The sequence below is a fragment of the Sorangium sp. So ce117 genome (assembly GCF_051524395.1).
GTDB lineage: Bacteria > Myxococcota_A > Polyangia > Polyangiales > Polyangiaceae > Sorangium > Sorangium cellulosum_B.
Genome location: NZ_CP150309.1, coordinates 1,448,927 through 1,466,265 on the forward strand (window position 1 = coordinate 1,448,927; position 17,339 = coordinate 1,466,265).

Sequence of the window (17,339 nt, forward strand, 5' to 3'; positions counted from 1 at the left end):
CGCATTCCACATGATATCCTCTCGCTCCTCATGGACTCTGCGTACCTCGAAGGGCATGTGATCGCCGATCGCTACCGCGTCGTTCGCGTGCTTGGCCGCGGCGGCAACGCGATCACCTACGAGGCCGAGGACCTCTCGACCGGGGGGCGCGTCGCCGTCAAACAGCTCCTGATCTGGAAGCACGCGGAGTGGAAGGCCCTCGATCTGTTCGAGCGCGAGGCGAGGGTCCTCTCGAGCCTCACCCACCCCAGCATTCCTCGCTATATCGATTACCTCAAGCTCGACGGCGCGCAGGGGCCTTGCTTCTATCTGGTGCAGGAGCTCGCGCCGGGGCGACCGCTCTCGGCCTGGGTCAAGGACGGATGGCGCGCCGAGGAGGCCGAGGCGACGACCATCGCGCGGCACGTCCTGCGGACGTTGCTTTATCTCCAGGGCTTCAGCCAGCCCATCGTCCACCGCGACATCAAGCCGCAGAACCTCCTCCGCCACGAGGACGGCTCCGTGTACCTCGTCGATTTCGGCGCCGTGGGGGAGGCGCGGGACACGACCTCGGGAGGGAGCACGGTGGTGGGCACGTACGGTTACATGGCCCCGGAGCAGTTCCGCGGCCGCGCCGCGCCCGGGAGCGATCTCTACGGGCTCGGCGCCACGCTGCTGCACGTGCTCTCCGGCCGCGATCCCGCGGATCTGCCCCAGAAGGGCATGCGGTTCGATGTCCGCGGCAGCGTCCAGGTCTCGCCCCCCTTCGCCGACTGGCTCGATCGCATGCTCGATCCCGACCTGGATCGCCGGTTCGCCACGGCGAGGGAAGCGCTCCTCGCGCTCGATCGTCCGGCGGAACGCGGCCCCCGGCGGGGCCTGTTCGCGGTGGCCGCGGTCGCCCTCGGCCTCACGGTCGCCGGCGGCGCCGCCCTGGTCGTCCATCGCACCCGATCGGCTCCGCTCCCCACCGCGGCCGTCTCGCGCGACGCGCCCGGCACGCCCGGCTCGCCCGCGACGACCGCCGCGAAGGAAGCGAAGGGACGGGCGTCCTTCGCCCCTCTGCGCACGCTCTCGGGCCACTGGTCCGCGATCTTCGAGGTCGCTTATGACCCCGGGGGCAAGCGACTCGCGAGCGGCAGCAACGATCTCGCGCTCAAGCTCTGGAACCTCGACGACGGCCAGCCGCTGCGCTCCTTCGCCGGGCACACGAAGCGCATCGGAGGGATCGCGTTCACGCCGGACGGCAAGGTGCTTGTTTCTGCGGCCGACTCGACCGTGCGGCTCTGGGACGTCGACTCCGGCGCGCCGCTGAAGACGCTCGACGCCGGCGCCGGGGTCATCACCGATCTCGCGCTGTCCGCCGACGGCGGCCGGGTCGCCGTCTCGAGCATGGATGGGACCGTGCGGGTGTTCTCGATCCGGACTGGCCAGAACGAGAAGACGTTCCAGAACGGCGGGCGCGTCATGTCCGTCGCCATGACGGCCGACGGCCGCGTGGTCCTGAGCGGCGACGACCGCGGGGCCGTCAGGGTCTGGTCGGTCGAGACGGCCAGCGAGATCGGCGTGCTCTCGGGTCACGCCGGCCCGGTGAACCGCATCGTGATCGGGCCCGACGGGCAGACCGTGATCAGCGCGAGCGACGATCGGACCATCCGCCTCTTCCACCTCGGCAGCCGGAAGCCGCTCAACACGCTCTCCGGGCACACCGACGAGGTCTGGTCGCTCGCGCTCTCACCGAGCGGCGACACCCTGGTGAGCGGCGGCAAGGACGACATGATCCGGGTCTGGGACGTTTACTCTGGCAAGCTCAGGAGAGAGCTGCGCGCCGGCCTGAACGGCGTGCTCGCGCTCGCCTTCCACCCGGGCGGCGCGCAGTTCGCCGCGGGCGGCGGGAACAACCAGATCCGCATCTGGGCGGCGCCGGGCAAGGTGTGGAGGCCGCCGGTGCCGCCCGCCGACCACACGCCAGTGCCCGTCGCCCCCGAGCCGTCGCCCTCCGTCGAGGCGTCGCTCGTCCGCGACGCCAACGCGCTGCTCGACGAGGCCAGATCGCAGAGCGTCTACCAGCGGGCGCGCGCGCTCCTCGATCAGGCGATCCGCACGAACCCCGCCTACGCGCCGGCCCACGCGGCGCTCGGCCGCGTCGCGTACAAGAGCGGTTACCTCCGTGGCAACGAGTACGAGCCCGACAGCCTTGTGCGCGCCCACGAGCACACGGACAAGGCGCTGGAGCTCGATCCCAGATGCCTGGACGCCCATGTGGTCAAGGGCTGGGCCTACCTCTTCCAGAAGAACCACGGCGAAGCGCGCAAGAGGGTCGAGGCCGCGGAGGCGCTCCGTTCCGACGCCGACGACGTGATCCTTCTTTCGGCCACCCTCGCCGAGCGCGAGGGGAAGACGGAGGAGGCCCTCGCGGGCGCGAAGCGGATCATCGAGACCAGCAAGAACCCGCAGGTGCTGGCGCGCGCTTACGACATCCTCACCGACGTCTACAAGGCCATGCGTGAGTGGGACGCGGTGGAGGACACCTATCTGGCGATCGTTCGCCTCGATCCGAAGTCCGCCTGGGCCAAGGGCAACTACGCCAACTTTCTCACGTGGAGAGAGGAGCACGATCGGGCGGTGGACATGGCGCGAGCCGCCCTCGCCACGAACGATTACCCGATTGGGCGCACGATCCTGGCCAGCGCGCTGTGCGGCAAGGGCCGGCAGCTGCTCGCCCGGCAGGACATCGAGGGCGCGCGGGCGCAGTTCCTCGCCGCGAAGGAGGCGTATCCCGGGAGCGCCGAGGCGCCGCACGGCATGGCGCTGTACCTCCGGGCGCTGGCGGACAAGGAGCAGGAGCAGCCGCGACGCGCCGAGCTCCTCGCCGAGGCGAAGAAGCACCTCGAGGAGGCGCTGCGGCTCGATCCCAAACACCGGGGCGCGCAGGAGGCGCTCGCAGCGCTCGACCGGCCCGCGCGCTGAGCGCGCTGGGATCGCGGGTCAGAAATCCCGCCAGAGAAACCGGCCGATAACGAGCGGTCGCTGGAAACATTAGCAATTTTATTAGTTTCCGCCTGTCTCGCCGCCGAGGGCGGCTCCGGTGTGGCCCAACGGAGCGCCCTCCGCCGCCGACTCGCCCGCGGTGGAGGGCCCGCGGCATCACCGATCGGGGTCGGCGCCTGGCCCGGCGGCAGGGCGGCGAGCGAATCTCCTTCGCTCGCCGCCCCACTGCCGGGCTCTTCGATGCGCTGCCGCCTGTGTCGGGATCGTGCGTGCGTCCCCCACTCTGCCGGCCTAACAACCCGACGAACTCAGGGAGAGCTCAGGCAAGGAGGCGCTCACAGCGTGAGTGCAGGCCGATGCGACAACTACCTTGACGGTCACCGATCCTGCACCAGCCGATCGAAGTTGGGGCCGACGGCGCTATATGCAGCGCTTACGCTGAATCGCACACCGGTGAACTTCACCGGCATCTGGCGCGGACTCCACCGGCATCCGGCGTGCCTTTCACCGACATCGGGCGCGGATTTCACTGCTGAACTTCACCGAATTCTCGCGGGCTACCACGATCATCTACAGCCAAGTGCTGCGGAAATCCGTTCTGGCAGCGCGAAGGTCTGAGGGAGCAATTGGTGCTAGCACTCGTAGGGAACGCGGCAGTGGAATGTCGGATAGTTGCAACACCCACAGATTCCGCGGCAATACCAATCGATGCCGCACCATGTCCCGCAATCGCTTTTTTCAGCGTCTGCGGAATGTAGCACGACAAGATTGGCCTGAATGTGAACATTACCGTACTTCTGCGCGAGAACCGTCCACCAAAGAGCCAAGGCTCGGCTCTGGCACGTCTCCAGAGTAGAAAGATCTTGCGATAGGATGACAGTTGCCGTTTTCTCGTTTGTGGTTACAAGAGGTCCACTATCATTGGATTGATCATAAGACAACCTAGCGGTATATTGGGGCTCGCCGATCAACAGCATCGATATATCTACTTTGGTATCATCTCCCTCCACCACGAATGCCCACACGTCGTCATCCTTTGTCAATACGCATAGCGTGTTGGTCGGCACTCCGAGCTTGGAAAGCGCAGCTGCGTCATCAGTCAGGAGGCAATGAAGTGTCAGTCGGCGGTTTGTCGCATCTGGACCTGCTGCGAGGATCCGGATGTTGGCTACCGAACTTATGTTCGGTGCGAGTTTTCCTGCTTCCATGTTGGAATCAATCCGATGGCTTACGTTGAGCGCTCTCATTCATTTTCTCCTGTGAGATCAGATCCTATAGTACTGAGGTAGTCTGGTAGCTCTCGCTCACGACGCCAATCGACAAGGGCATGGACTCGCGCGCGATTGGCCTTCGCCTGCCCAACTATCAGTCGATTGGTCAAGCGAAGCCGCCGGACCAGGTCTGTCTAGCTCGTCGCCTTTTGAGGCCTCCCCCACGGAAAGTCTCACGGATCGGCTCTGCGCCGCAAGGCCCAAATCCTGTCCAGCGCCATAGGGTACAGCCGGCTAACTCCGGCGGCAGTCGCTGCCTTTCCGGGGGGTCGGGAGCGCGTGGAGGGGGCGCGGCGGATGCGCTGCCGGAGGCGCCGCGTCGCGCCTGGGTGACACGGCGCGGCGGCCTCATCGCAAGGTTACCGGACACATCCGCGAGCACCGCAGAATAAGGGCAATGTCGAGGCGGGCGTCAAGTACGTCAAGCGCGACGGCCTGGCCGGTCGCGAGGGGCAGGACGTGGACGAGGTGCGCGCCGCGCTGGGTCGGTGGGTCGCCGAGATCGCGGGCACGCGGCGGCACGGCACCACGAGGCGAAGGCCGCTGGAGGTGTTCGAGGCCGAGGAGAAGAGCCGGCATTTGTCGCTGCCGCTGCGCCCGTACGAGCTGGTGACCTGGAAGCGAGCGCGGGTGCATCGCGACTGCCACGTCGAGTTCGGAGGACGGCTGTACTCGGTGCCTTGGCGGCTGGTGGAACGCGAAGTCTGGATACGTACGACGCCGTCGAGCGTGGTGGTGTACGCCGACGATGAGGTCGTAGCGCGGCACGATCGGCGCGGCGCAGGGTTGCGCAGCACGCTGGAGCGGCACCTGCCCGACGAGCGCGCGGCGCTGACATGCTCAAGCAGCTGCGCGCTGGCCGCGCCGACAGCAGCTACGACCGCCAGCTGGCCAGGCTCGTGGGGTCGACCTGCTCGTCGTCGACGACCTCGGTCTCCGCTCGTTGACCGTCGAGGAGGCACCCTCACGATGGGGCGCTATAAGCGACGTGACCGCCTACCGGCACGCAACCATCACGCGCGGGCGTTCTCAGCAGAGCCTGCGGGCGCTGGCGAGGGGCAACGCTCCGGCAGCGAGTCGACGCGAGCGGCGGGCCCGACGTTCGGCCCAAGCTTGCTCACGCCTCCGGTGCGACCGGCAGCCCGAGCAGGCGACCGATCGCCTCGTGAACGACCAGGGCTGCCTCCCCATCGCCGAGGGCGACGGCGCGGCTCAGGGTGCTGGCGAGCGAAGCGACCACCGCAGCCCGACGCGACGGCTCGGTCACGGCGAGCTCCCCAGGCCCGGGGCCTGACGGTTGGGCCCGGGTTCGGTCCATCCGCATTCACAGGCCGGCGGTCGCCCTGGTGGCCTGGATGCACACTGGGGTCCGAAACGGGACCGTGGAGGCGCATTCTAGGGGACGGCATGTTCGACCCACAGGCCGATTACCCGGGAGGCTTCCGCGCTCATCCACGTGGCCCTCTTTCACGCTCCCAGCGTGACGCGCTCGTGGCGCACGTTCCCGTAGGGGGAAACTCAGTGCATCGAGGCCGTCCTTGAGGTTGAAACCGGCCTCGACCGAGCCGTTGCCCGAGCGGTGCCGAGTCCCTTGTCGATCGAGCGCTGCCGGCGACGCGCCTTGACCGCGGCCTCCGTTATGCTTGTCGCCTGCTGCTCGATCGACTGTGCTTGCAGCCGCAGGCCCTTGGCCGAAGCGACCGCTGCGCTCTGCGCATCGTAGACCGTGTCGTCGCGCCACATGGCCCACAGCACCCCCGACAACCGCCGCGCCAGCGCCACGACCGCGACGTGGCGACCCCGGCGCTCATCGATGGCCTTTGCCCATCGGCCCAGCGGGTCGTCGCCGATCCTGTGCCGCAGGATCGTATGCGCGGCCTGCGTCAGCAGCGCGCGCAGATAGGCGTTTTCTTGCTTGGTGATCGAGCCCAGCCGCTGCTTGCCGCGCCCCCCGGAGGTGTCCTCCAGGGGTACCAGACCGAGATAGGAGGCGAGCTGGTGGGCGTGGTGAAAGTGCTTGGCTTCGTCCACCACCGAGACGAACGCGGCGGCGACGACCAGCCCCACGCCGGGTGCCGTGGTCAGCCGCACGATCACCGGCTCGTGGGTGCACAGCTGCTCGAGCGCGGGATCGGCCAGCGCGATCTGAGGGGTGAGCATCTCCGGCGCCGTCACCAGAGGTCCAACGAGCTGGCGAGTCTCGGCCGGCGAGGCTGCCGCGCTCAGCACCGTGAGGAATCCCTCGGTGGCGCACGTCGCGAGCTTGTGTCCGCAAGCGCGCAGGATGCCGGGCACGGTGGTGACGTACTGGGCCCGCGTCTCAACCAACGCGCGCCGGACGGCCAGCTGATGGCGAATGGCCCGCCGGTGAGGCGACAGCACGTGAGCGAGTGGAATGCCCCCGCGCTCGACGGCGCGCGCTAACGCCTCGGCATCAGGGCGGTCATTCTTGCGGCCGTGCTGGCCGATGCCGAGCTGACGAGCTCGCGTGGTGTCGACAACCCGCACGTCGTGACCCCAGTCGCGCAGCTTGTCGTGCACCGCCCAGGCCTCGCGGCAGGCCTCGATCGCCACCCGGGCCGGCGAAGACGACGGGCTGAGGAGATCTTGGAGCGAATCGAGCGAGCGGACCGTGCGTCGCATCACCACGGCCCCGCCCGCCACCTCGCAGAATGAGATCTCATGGCCCCCCCACATCCAGCGCTACACTTGTTGAAAGTCAAACTGGTTGATGCTCTCTCGCTCGGGCTGGCTGATGGCCATCGCGACGGTGAGCGGGCTTCGGTCACGGGCGTGATGGTCGGCCCATCGCGTCCTGAGCGTGCCGGGGTGCTCGGACGCGTCAAGGGTTCCCTCGCAGGGCTCGGCGGCTGCGCCGCCCTTGACGCGCCCCGCGCGCCCCGGCGGCCGCGGCGCGCGGGCGATGGGCGGACGGAGCCTCCGGCGGGGGCTCCGCGCACCGGATGGGCCAGCTATGGCCATCTCGCGCCTGAGCGAGCCCTCATCCTGCGTGAGCGAAAAGCGGCCCTCACCCATCATCTACCGCGAGCGTCAACAGCTAGCCACGTTGTTGTCGATGGTCCCTCCGAGACGCTCTTTGCCCTTCGAACGTGAGTTGCTCATTTGAGTCCGTCGCTATCTGGCGCAAAGATGCTTCATCGCTGGGTGAATCATCGTCTTGAGGAGGGACCGCGACTAACAGATCAAGTGACTGCCCCAGAACAATCCTGACACTCAATGTGCTGCCTAATATCCGGACCTGGCGGGCTTCGTCGACGAAATATCAGTGTAATGGGACCAGGTTGTAAAAACCGAACCTCGCAATGGTATGTGCCTGCTGATGTCCACTCGCGCTTTACCCTGGCCCGCGCTGGGGAAACCTGCTCTGGGGAGAAAGTCCACTCCCATATATATGGGAAGTCGCCTCCAGGGGAGTACGAGTACTCATAATCTTTGCCTGCACAAGGAGTAATTTCTCCCTCGATACGGCCAGCCATTTCTTGATCGCCTTTCATCTCAGCTCTGAGAACTTAGCAAAATTCGCACCAACAATGCGGAGCCCCCTGGGTGTCATAATAACAGCAGACCCGTGCAGAGTCCCCGCCACAGCTGCCACACGGGTAGTAATCGCACGTGAGTGTTCCTGAGGCAGCAAGGCCACGAAGGAATCCAGAAGCCTCCGGACCCGACTCCATCTGTGCCAGTTTTCCCGATAGAGATTGGAGGATTGTCCTGAGTTCACCTGTCGCGGCTCGCATGGCTGCCAAGCGCAGTAGTCAGAGATGTATGCCCTTTAGCGTGATCCGCGATCGGAATGAGGATCCTTGCCAGAGACTGTTCATTTGGGACAGCGTTTGTCCGTTCTTGCCGCTCCTCTTGCAACTATGAAGAGGTGCACTGTCGTGGCGTCTCTACCGAAGTGCAAGCTAAATTCGCGCAACAACTGTCTGTGTACAGCTGCCCACCTCGTGCTCGTAGGTGGGCTGGATGTCGCATGTCCTTCGTTGACCAGACCGCATCCCGTCCGCCCAACTATCAGTCGATTTATCAGCCGAAGCCGCCGGACCAGGTCTGTCTAGTTCGTCACGTATTATAGTTTATATAACAGAAATTCTACGGATCGGCTCTTCGCCGCAAGGCCCAAATGCTGTCCAAGGCCATCGGGTAGCAGGTGTATCCCTCGCCAAGCCGTTTCTGCCGGGCGGACACGACGCGTCGCCATACGCGGCGCGAACGCGTTGAGCAGAGGCTCGGGTCAGTGCGGTCGGCATGATGAGTCCAGGCGCCGCTTGGGTGCCTCATCCCATCCACCTGCCGCAGCAGAAGACGGCGTGGGGCAGCGCCGGGAACGATGCCGAGGTGACGACCAGGCTGGCTCGATCCGTCGTCGGCCGTACCCAGACGACGAGCCGGACGAACCTCGTGACATACCGGTAGCGGGCAGAGTAGCTCGCGAGATGATCGAGCGCCTCGCCGAGGCTCCTTCGACACGCTACTACTGCGCGAGCGATCTCAGCAAAGTCCGCGGGCGCTGGCCAGCAGCAAGGCTCCGGCAGCGAGCCCACGCGAGCTCGCGTTCGGCCAAGCTTGCTCACCCCTCTGGCGCCACCAGCAGCCCGAGCAGCCGACCGATCGCCTCGTGAACGACCCGGGCCCCCACCTCATCCCCGAGGGCGACGGCGCAGCTCAGCGTGCTGGCGAGCGAGGCGACCACGGCAGCGCGACGCGACTGGTCGGTCAGGGCGATCTCCCCGGACCCAGGGCTTGACCATTGGGCCCGGGTTGGGCCCATGCCTCCCGACGATGAGGCAGCCCTGAGGTCAAGGGCTTGAGCGCTCTCTTTGCGCGGCTGGTCGGCTTCGGCTCGGCAGCGACGGCGCTCGGCGTCGTCAGTGCAGGTCGTTTCGGCATGGACATCTCCCTTCGCCCTGGTCGGGCGTCGTTCCGCTTGTGCTTGAGCACCTCGTCGCGTCCGCAGGAGCGAGCTGTGGCTCGATCGACGATCCGCATTCACAGGCCGGCGGTCGCCCTGGTGGCCTGGATGCATGCTGGGGTCCGAAACGGGACCGTGGAGGCGCATTCTAGGGGACGGCATGTTCGACCCACAGGCCGATCACCCGGAAGGCTTCCGGGCTCATCCACGTGGCCCTCTTTCACGCTCCCAGCGTGACGCGCTCGTGGCGCACGTTCCCGTAGGGGGAAAGTCAGTGCATCGAGGCCCTCCTTGAGGTCGAGACCGGCCTCGAGCGAGCCGTTGCCCGAGCGGCGCCGAGTCCCTTGTCGATCGAGCGCTGCCGGCGGCGCGCCTTGACCGCGGCCTCCTTCATGCTTTGCGCCTGCTGCTCGATCGACTGGGCTTGCAGCCGTAGGCCCTTGGCCGAAGCGACCGCTGCGCTCTGCGCATCGTAGACCGTGCCGTCGCGCCACATGGCCCACAGCACACCCGACAGCCGCCGCGCCAGCGCCACGACCGCAATGTGGCGACCCCGGCGCTCGTCGATGGCCTTTGCCCATCGACCTAGCGGGTCGTCGCCGCTCTTGTGCCGCAGGATCGCGTGCGCCGCCTGCGTCAGCAGCGCGCGCAGATAGGCATTGCCTTGCTTGGTGATCGCGCCCAGCCGCTGCTTGTTGCGTCCCCCGGAGGTGTCCTCCGAGGGGACCAAGCCCAGGTAGGAGGCGAGCTGGTGGGCGTGGTGAAAGCGCTTCGCTTCGTCCACCACCGAGACGAATGCGGCGGCGATGACCAGCCCCACGCCGGGTGCCGTGGTCAGCCGCACGATCACCGGCTCGTGGGTGCACAGCTGCTCGAGCGCGGCATCGGCCAGCGCGATCTGAGGGGTGAGCATCTCCAGCGCTGTCACCAGGGGTCCAACGAGCAGGCGAGTCTCGGCCGGCAAGGCAGCCGCGCTCAGCACCGTGAGGAAGCCCTCGGTGGTGCACCTCGCGAGCTTGTGTCCGCAAGCGCGCAGGATGCCGCGCACGGTGGTGACGTACTGGGCCCGCGTCTCAACCAACGCGCGCCGGACAGCCAGCTGGTGGCGAATGGCCCGCCGGTGAGGCGACAGCACGTGAGCGAGTGGAATGCCCCCGCGCTCGACGGCGCGCGCTAACGCCTCGGCATCAAGGCGGTCATTCTTGCGGCCGTGCTGGCCGATGCCGAGCTGACGAGCTCGCGTGGTGTCGACGACCAGCACGTCGTGACCCCAGTCGCGCAGCGTGTCGTGCACCGCCCAGGCCTCGCGGCACGCCTCGATCGCCACCCGGGCCGGCGAGGACGACGGGCCGAGGAGATCCTCGAGCGAATCGAGCGAGCGAACCGTGCGTCGTAGCACCACGCTCCCGCACGCCACCTCGCAGAATGAGATCTCATGGACCCCCAGATCCAGCGCTACACTTCGCATGGCTGACCTCTCCTGGGCCCCCGTCTTCTGCGTCGTCGAACGCGTGGGGGTGCCCGCAGGCAACCCTGCAGGCGAGAGGTCAGCCACATTGCTCGCTGCTGCGAGCGGCTCTTTCTTGCTCGCTCCTCTCCAGAGCCTGGAGCCCCCGCCGGAGGCCTCCGTCCGCCCATCGCCCGCAGCTTTGTCCGGCTGGAGCGCGCAGGGGGAGTCAAGGGCGGCGGAGCCGGCGAGCTCCGCTCGCGAACCCTTGACGCCTCCGAGCACTCCAGCACCCTCGGCTGCCGATGGGCCGACCTCCACGGTGCTGCGGGCTGTCTTCGCAGGCCCCGCCGCGCGAATGCGTCGAGCAGAGGCTCGGGTCGGTGCGGTCGGCATCATGGGTCCAGGCGCCCCGTGGGCTGCCTCATCCCATCTAGGGGGTGCGATCCGTCGTCACGCTCCCCCCAGATCCCCGGGGAAGCGACGGAACACGCCGGTTCGCCCCCGCGGGACAGTCCCGCCAGGGATTTCTGCGACAGCGAGAAGGGGCCGGAAGATGGCTCGGCATTTCCAACACTTTCCGTCTGTCTTTCCGCCGAGCGGGGCTCGGCCGTGGCCCAACGTGGCGGTCGCGGCGGTCGCGGTGGAGCGCGCCGATCTCCCGCTGTTCTGCGCGGCGGTCTGCGGCGTCGGTCTGCAAGGCGCGTTCGTGCAGCAGTATCGCTTCGCGATCCTCGAGGGGCAGCCGAGCAGCAAGGGCGCCGGGCCTGCTGACCATGATCCAGCTCGCCAGCGCCGCTGGCATCGTCCCCGGCATCTCGCTCTTCGGCCTGCTGGAGGGGCGGACGTCCAGGTACATGCCCGCTGCCCTGCTGATGCTCGCGGCGCTCCAGCTCATGGCGGCGCTCTCGTTCGCGGCGTACGGGCCGCAGGAGGCGCGCGCCGCCGAGGCCTCCGCCGCGCCGGACGCGCGCGCCCGCGCGCTGTACTGGCCCATGGTGGCCATGGGCGCGGGCGCCTTCCTGGTGATGAGCCTCCTCATGGTGCCGACGCCGCTCCAGATGTGCGGCGTCGAGCAGCGCTCGGTCCAGCAGGCGAGCTGGGTGATCCAGGTGCACCTCCTGAGCATGTACCTGCCCTCGCTCTCGGTCGGCGCCCTCCTGAAGCGGATGTCGATCGCGCAGCTGCAGGGCGTGGGGCTGCTGTTCCTGCTCGTGGGGTTTCTGGTCAGCTGGGTTCCGGGGTTCGAGGGGGCACCTGGTCGGCTGGCGCTGGTCGGGGTCGTGTGGTGTTACGTGTTCGTGACCGCGACGACCCTTGTCGCGCGCAGCCGCCCGGGCTCCGAGCGCTTTCGCGCGCAGGGCGTCGCGCGTCGCCTCCGGGGTGCTGTATGCTCGGCCGAGATCAGGCTCGGATCGGTACGGGAGCAGCGGATCGCATGGAGTCCTCGGAGAGAAAGCCGGCAAGTCCAGAAGATTCGGTTCGCCAGATGCTCGTCGAGTTCGCGCGCGCCTTCGAGCGAGGCGACGTGGACGCGTTATGCGACATGTTCGTACGTGACGATGCCCTGATCTTCTACGGCACACACGACAAGCTGCACTTCACGCGCTGGGCCGAGATCGAGGCCTCGTTCCGGCGGCAGAGCGAGATCCTGAAGGACCTCGTGTGCAGGATCACCGGCGATGTCCAGGTGCGGCTGCTGGCCGGGGGAGCGGCCGCCTGCGCCGGGACGGCCGGCTTCGGTATCCACGCCACCATGGGCGGCGTGCGCTTCGACCTGCCCGCGCTCCGACTGACCTGCACGGTGGAGCGCCACGGGGATCACTGGCGGTTCGTGCAGCTCCACCTCTCCGTGTCGGACAGGCCGTTCCTCGACAGCGTGGGCCACGTGCTCGAGAGCGCCTGAGAGCGCCTGAACGCCGCGCCGCCACACCACGCCGGTGCGGCGGCGCGGCCCGCGCCTCACGTGGGGACGTCGCTCGACTCCGCCAGATCCCGGAGCGCCCTCTCGCTCCGGCGCAGCGCCTCCTCGGTCCGCTGGACCTTCAGCGCCTCCTGCTCCAGCTCGCCGCGGAGCACGGTGTTCTGCAGCGACAGCGCGGCCAGGAACTCGAGGAGCGGCAGCCGGCGCAGGATGAACGCGCCGTGGACCAGCCGGTTCTCCAGGTAGAGGAGGCCGCCCACCTCGCCGGGGTTCTTCATGAGCGGCATGCACAGCACCGACTTCGGCCGCTCGCGCACGAGGTACTCGTCCCCGGCGAAGGCGCCGCTCGCCCCGACGTCGCTGAGCACCACCCGCTCCCGCGTCCGCTCGACATAGTTGACGATCGACGCCGGGACGCGGGTCGCGAGCGGCGCCGTGCTCCGCTCGTACACGCGGATGCTGATGCCGTCGCGGTCCACCACGGCCTCGGCGGCGAGCCGCAGGCCGTCCCCGGTGAGCAGGAGACAGCACCGCTCCGCCCCCTCGTGCTCGACGACGAGCCGCATGAGCGACTCCATCATCTCCTTCGGCGTCATGTCGCTCGAGAGCGACCGCGAGACCTTGACCGCGGTCTGCGCGTCGATGGCCTCCGCCGCCATCGTCATGACGCCGCTGCTCGTCGCGCGGCGCTGCTCCTGGTTCAGGACGAGCGCATGCCGCTGCTCGAGCTGCCTCACCTTCTCGCTCGCGCCCCAGCGCGAGTACGACGCCACCGCCTCCCGCAGGTAGAGCCCCGGCAGGCCGCTGTAGCCGCGATCCAGGTAGAACCGGGCGGCGAGCTCGCTCGCGAGCGCCTCCTGGTGGATGAACCGGGACTCGCGGAAGGCCACGATCGCCTTATCGTAGAGCGCCGCGGCCTCGTCGCGCCTGCCGTCGACGCGCGCGCGCTCCGCCGCTACGAGCGCGTGTTTGCCGGCGAAGTTGTCGGGGCAACTCTCGGCCCAGACGCGCAGCTGCTCCTCGTGGCCGGCGAGCGACCGCCGGAGCCCGGCCTGCTCCTCGGCCGGGGCCCCGGAGAAGCGGGCCGCCCGGGCGAGGGCGCCGAAGTAGTGGTACTCGGCCGAGAACAACATCCCGTTGCCCCCCGAGATGTTGCGCTCCGCCTTCTCCGCGGCCAGGGCCGCCTCGTCGGGGTTGGAGGCCAGGAGGTGCTGCGCGGTCTTCATCACGTAATGGACGAGCCGCACGCTCGGGAAGCTCTCCTTCTCGAGGCGGTCCTCGAACGCCTGCTCGTCGAAGTCGTCCGCGCTCATCGTGCCGAGGTGGCGCGTGGCGCCCCTCATCGCCTGGACCAGGCGCAGCATGCTCGTCACGGCGTCCGCGGCGAACGTGATCTTCGCCTTCGTCGCGTAGTCGAGCGCGCTCACCGCGACCTTGTACGCCTCCTCGATCGGGTCGCCCCGCACGATCACGTTCAGGGTGAGCTGGATGTTGCTGAAGCTCCCCCACGTCAGGTTCCCGACCTCGTTCGCGGCCTGGATGCTCACGCGCTGGCAGGCGATCCCGGTGTCGATGTGGCGCGTCCAGACCGAGATCAGACAGCCATAGAGGTTGGCCACCTCGGGCTTGTAGACGAGCGCGTTCATCTTCTCGGTCAGCTCGTAGCCCACCCTGCCGATCCGGTCGCCGTCCTGGTACGCGCCGAGCTTCTGGCAGAGCGCCTTGCCGAGGCACGTGTACCCGATGCCGGTCGGCTCCGCGTTGCCGTGGAGCAGGCTGAGCCGGACCATCTGGCAGACCAGGAGGTCGTTGAGGTTCGGATCGGTGTAGAAGGTCGAGGCGTACATCACGGCCATCACGCCCATCGCCGCGAGCATCGGCGGCGCCGTCATCCTCGGCTGGCCGAGGATCTCGTCGGCCGTGCGATCGCGGAGCGCGTCGCGCAGCGCCGTGATCTCCGCGACAACCTCCTCGTCGGCCGGCTGCCTCCCGAGCTTGATGCCGAGCAGCGCGAGGCACTCCAGCCCGACGCCGATGCACGCGTCGTGCTCGGACCGGGCCATGTGGTTCTGCATCAGGACGCGGTAGGCCGCCGCCTTGTCGAGCTGCGTGCGCGCGCGCTCGAGGAGCACCGAGCAGAGGTCGATGGACCGATCGAACTCCCCGTTCACGCACGCGCTCTCGGCGAGATCGAGGTGCAGCGCGAAGGCGAGCAGATCGTCGGCTCCCGCCCAGTCGTCCTCCCCGGTCAGCGCGCAGCCCGCGGCGAAGTAGGCCACCGCGGAGCCGTAGGCCCCGGAGGCCCTCGCCTTCCTGCCGGCGCGGAGGTTCAGCTCGGCCGTCCTGCGCCGCTCGCCCGGATCGGTGATGAAGGAGGCGCCGATGTTCAGCTGGTTCGTGATCTCGAACAGCCGGTCCTCCAGCGCCTCCTCCGGCGTCTGGACGAGCAGCAGGCGCCCGATGCGCAGGTGCGTCGAGGCGTGGTTGCCCTCGCGGATGAGCAGGTACGCGGCCTGCTGCACGCGGTCGTGGAGGAACTTGTACGTGCTGCCTCGGCGCGCCACGAGCCCCTCGCGGATGGCCGGGGAGATGGCGGCGTGCGTCGTCTCGGTCGACTCGCCGTACATGGCCGAGAGGACCTCGGCGTCGAAGCGGGCGCCGAGGCACGCGGCGAGGGAGAGGACCCGCTGCGTCTCGCCGTCCAGCCGCCTGAGGCGGCCCAGCACCAGGTCGACGACGTTGTCGGTCAGGTTCTGCGCGGCGATGGCCTCGATCTTCCAGCACCAGACGGCGCTCACGGGATCGACCCAGACCAGCTTCTGGCGATAGAGCTCCGTCAGGAACTGGCCCACGAAGAACGGGTTGCCGCCCGTCCTCTGGACGAGGAGCCTGGTGAGCTGAGCCCCCAGCTCGTCCTCGCAGCGGAAGGTGTCCATGACGAGCTCGAGGACGTTCTCGTGCGGGAGCGGGTCGAGGCTGAGCGTCGAGACGCGCGCGCCCGTGGCGTGGATCTGCCGGAGCACCTCCATGAGCGGGTGCGACGGGGTCACCTCGTTGTCGCGGTACGCCCCGATCACGAGCAGGTGCCGCTTCTCGGGCGCCGCGACGACGTCGCGGATGAGCCTCAGGCTGGCGGGATCTGCCCACTGCAGGTCGTCCACGAACAGCACGAGCGGGTGCCGCTTGCGCGCGACCACGCCGAGGAACGCATGGAACACGCGGACGAAGCGGCTGCGCGCCTCGTTCGGCGCGAGCGGCGGCACCGGCGGCTGCTCGCCGAGGATCAGCGAGAGCTGCGGGATGATGTCGATGATGACCCGCCCCTCCTCGCCGAGCGCGTCGCTCAACCGGTGCTTCCACCCCGCGAGCGACTGCGGGCTCTCCGTCAGGATCTGCCGGACGAGCTCCCCGAACGCCTGGGCGATCGTGCGGTAGGGGATGTCGCGCTGGAGCTGATCGAACTTCCCGGAGATGAACGCCCCGCGCTCGCGGACGATGGGCGCCTGCACCTCCTTCACGAGCGAGGTCTTCCCGACGCCCGAGTACCCGGCGACGAGCACGAGCTCGGCCGTGCCCGTGGCGACCACACGCTCGAACGCCTCGAGCAGGATCGCGCGCTCGCGCCTCCTGCCGTAGATCTTCGTCGGGAGCTGCAGCCGGTCCGGGATGTCGGCCGTCCCGAGCGGGAACGAGTCGATCATCCCGAGCTCCTCCAGCTCGGTCTGGCACATGAGGAGATCCGACCAGAGCCCGCGGGCGGTCTGATAACGCTCCTCCGGAGACTTCGCGAGGAGCTTCATCACGATCTCGGAGACGATCCGGGGCACGTCATGCACCAGCTCCGCGAGCGGCACAGGGGCCCTCGCGATGTGGGCGTGCGCCCACGCGGGCGCGTCGTCCGCGTCGAGCGGCAGCTTGCCGGAGAGCAGCTCGTACAGCGTGACGCCGAGCGAGTAGAGATCGGCGCGCTCGTCGATCGGCCAGTCGACGCGGCCCGTCCGCTCCGGCGCGATGTAGGGCAGCGACTCCGGCTTGATCTTCGTCTCGTCGGAGAGGCCGAGATCGCCGCGCACCGCGGCCAGCCCACCGTCGAGCGCAACCTCCCCGCTCTCCGGGTGCACGGAGAGGTTCGCGGGGCGGATGTCCAGGTGAAGCGTGCCTGACTTATGAAGTTTCGACAGCGCAGATGCGATCTGCACCGCGTGCGTGAGGAACCGGCGAAGATCCATGAGAGCCCTGATGATCGTCGATAGGACGATCCTGAGTGTACGGTACTCGAAGCAGGATCCCTGTCAACGTTTCCTCCGGCCTCGCCGGCGAGGCGCCGGCCGCCGGAGCGCTTCGACGCGGTCGGCGCGGTCGGCGCGGTCGGCGCGGACGTCGATCACGACGCGTCAGGGATCCTCGTCGTGTGGTGCACGAGGGCTTTCCATTCACCGCCCTTGAGCTCCCAGACCGCGGTGAAGGCGATGGTGTTATCGAGCTTGACACCGCCCTTGAGCTCGGCGCGCGAGCGGTAGACGCCGCTCACGATAGCGACGTCCCCGCCGACGATACGCACGTCGCACTGCCGGAGCTCCTGCGTGTACGTCAACATGCTGTCGACGAGCTTCAGGTACTCGTCCTTGCCGCGCTGCACTCCGTTGTAATCGACGTACCGCCAGCCTTCGGCCAGGTGGCGATCGAGGAAGCCGTAGTCCTTGACGGCCCCCACCGCCTTCGTCCACGCCTTGAGGAGCGCGACGTGCTCCTCTCTCGCCTGCTCCGCGGTGATCTTCGACATTCTCCACCTCC

Annotated in this window: 11 protein-coding genes and 1 pseudogene; 5 read left to right on the plus strand and 7 right to left on the minus strand. The window is 68.1% G+C overall.

The features are described 5' to 3' along the window. The first annotated feature begins 30 nt into the window (after positions 1 to 30). Positions 31 to 2,949, plus strand: coding sequence for a protein kinase domain-containing protein (locus WMF46_RS05365; protein WP_437984606.1), 2,919 nt, complete (start codon positions 31 to 33; stop codon positions 2,947 to 2,949). 653 nt (positions 2,950 to 3,602) lie between these two features. On the opposite strand, the gene WMF46_RS05370 is transcribed toward WMF46_RS05365, so the two are convergent. Then, positions 3,603 to 4,217, minus strand: a complete 615-nt coding sequence (locus WMF46_RS05370) for a hypothetical protein (protein WP_437984607.1) — start codon at positions 4,215 to 4,217, stop codon at positions 3,603 to 3,605. Between the two features lie 573 nt (positions 4,218 to 4,790). Between WMF46_RS05370 and WMF46_RS05375 the strand changes: the two are divergent. Then, positions 4,791 to 5,006 (plus strand): annotated as a pseudogene (locus tag WMF46_RS05375) (Mu transposase domain-containing protein); the annotation flags it as partial. 352 nt (positions 5,007 to 5,358) lie between these two features. Here WMF46_RS05375 and WMF46_RS05380 read toward each other — a convergent pair. Both WMF46_RS05380 and WMF46_RS05385 read right to left on the minus strand, forming a co-directional pair. Further along, positions 5,359 to 5,508, minus strand: a complete 150-nt coding sequence (locus WMF46_RS05380; RefSeq protein WP_437984608.1) for a hypothetical protein — start codon at positions 5,506 to 5,508, stop codon at positions 5,359 to 5,361. Between the two features lie 251 nt (positions 5,509 to 5,759). Beyond that, entirely contained in the window at positions 5,760 to 6,890 is a 1,131-nt protein-coding gene (locus tag WMF46_RS05385) for an IS110 family transposase (RefSeq protein WP_437984609.1), read from the minus strand. Positions 6,891 to 8,534: 1,644 nt separating this feature from the next. Here WMF46_RS05385 and WMF46_RS05390 point away from each other — a divergent pair. Beyond that, on the plus strand, positions 8,535 to 8,678 hold the full coding sequence (locus tag WMF46_RS05390; RefSeq protein WP_437984610.1) for a hypothetical protein: 144 nt from the start codon (positions 8,535 to 8,537) through the stop codon (positions 8,676 to 8,678). A 154-nt stretch (positions 8,679 to 8,832) separates the two neighbouring features. On the opposite strand, the gene WMF46_RS05395 is transcribed toward WMF46_RS05390, so the two are convergent. Together WMF46_RS05395 and WMF46_RS05400 are read right to left on the minus strand one after the other, a co-directional pair. Further along, a complete protein-coding gene (locus WMF46_RS05395) occupies positions 8,833 to 8,955 on the minus strand; it encodes a hypothetical protein (protein ID WP_437984611.1) in 123 nt (40 codons plus the stop codon). A 490-nt stretch (positions 8,956 to 9,445) separates the two neighbouring features. After that, positions 9,446 to 11,020, minus strand: coding sequence for an IS110 family transposase (locus WMF46_RS05400; protein ID WP_437984612.1), 1,575 nt, complete (start codon positions 11,018 to 11,020; stop codon positions 9,446 to 9,448). A gap of 377 nt (positions 11,021 to 11,397) precedes the next feature. Here WMF46_RS05400 and WMF46_RS05405 point away from each other — a divergent pair, with 377 nt between their 5' ends. Continuing rightward, positions 11,398 to 12,192 carry a hypothetical protein gene (locus WMF46_RS05405; protein ID WP_437984613.1) on the plus strand — a complete coding sequence of 265 codons (795 nt, stop codon included), beginning with the start codon at positions 11,398 to 11,400 and terminating at the stop codon, positions 12,190 to 12,192. Beyond that, positions 12,111 to 12,527: a nuclear transport factor 2 family protein gene (locus WMF46_RS05410; RefSeq protein ID WP_061614382.1), complete on the plus strand. Its 417-nt coding sequence runs from the start codon at positions 12,111 to 12,113 to the stop codon at positions 12,525 to 12,527. The genes WMF46_RS05405 and WMF46_RS05410 overlap by 82 nt, the downstream gene beginning before the upstream one ends. A 56-nt stretch (positions 12,528 to 12,583) precedes the next feature. Here WMF46_RS05410 and WMF46_RS05415 read toward each other — a convergent pair whose 3' ends face one another. Together WMF46_RS05415 and WMF46_RS05420 are read right to left on the minus strand one after the other, a co-directional pair. Then, positions 12,584 to 16,774: an ATP-binding protein gene (locus WMF46_RS05415; protein WP_437984614.1), complete on the minus strand. Its 4,191-nt coding sequence runs from the start codon at positions 16,772 to 16,774 to the stop codon at positions 12,584 to 12,586. Positions 16,775 to 16,929: 155 nt separating this feature from the next. After that, on the minus strand, positions 16,930 to 17,328 hold the full coding sequence (locus tag WMF46_RS05420; protein ID WP_148313982.1) for a YybH family protein: 399 nt from the start codon (positions 17,326 to 17,328) through the stop codon (positions 16,930 to 16,932). Positions 17,329 to 17,339: the final 11 nt, after the last annotated feature.

What these genes read in the sequence shown, in the direction of transcription:
- WMF46_RS05365 (WP_437984606.1), top strand. Translation starts at nt 31, where the DNA reads ATGGACTCTGCGTACCTCGAAGGGCATGTGATCGCCGATCGCTACCGC.
- WMF46_RS05370 (WP_437984607.1), bottom strand. Translation starts at nt 4,217, where the DNA reads ATGAGAGCGCTCAACGTAAGCCATCGGATTGATTCCAACATGGAAGCA.
- WMF46_RS05400 (WP_437984612.1), bottom strand. Translation starts at nt 11,020, where the DNA reads ATGATGCCGACCGCACCGACCCGAGCCTCTGCTCGACGCATTCGCGCG.
- WMF46_RS05405 (WP_437984613.1), top strand. Translation starts at nt 11,398, where the DNA reads ATGATCCAGCTCGCCAGCGCCGCTGGCATCGTCCCCGGCATCTCGCTC.
- WMF46_RS05410 (WP_061614382.1), top strand. Translation starts at nt 12,111, where the DNA reads ATGCTCGTCGAGTTCGCGCGCGCCTTCGAGCGAGGCGACGTGGACGCG.
- WMF46_RS05415 (WP_437984614.1), bottom strand. Translation starts at nt 16,774, where the DNA reads ATGGATCTTCGCCGGTTCCTCACGCACGCGGTGCAGATCGCATCTGCG.
- WMF46_RS05420 (WP_148313982.1), bottom strand. Translation starts at nt 17,328, where the DNA reads ATGTCGAAGATCACCGCGGAGCAGGCGAGAGAGGAGCACGTCGCGCTC.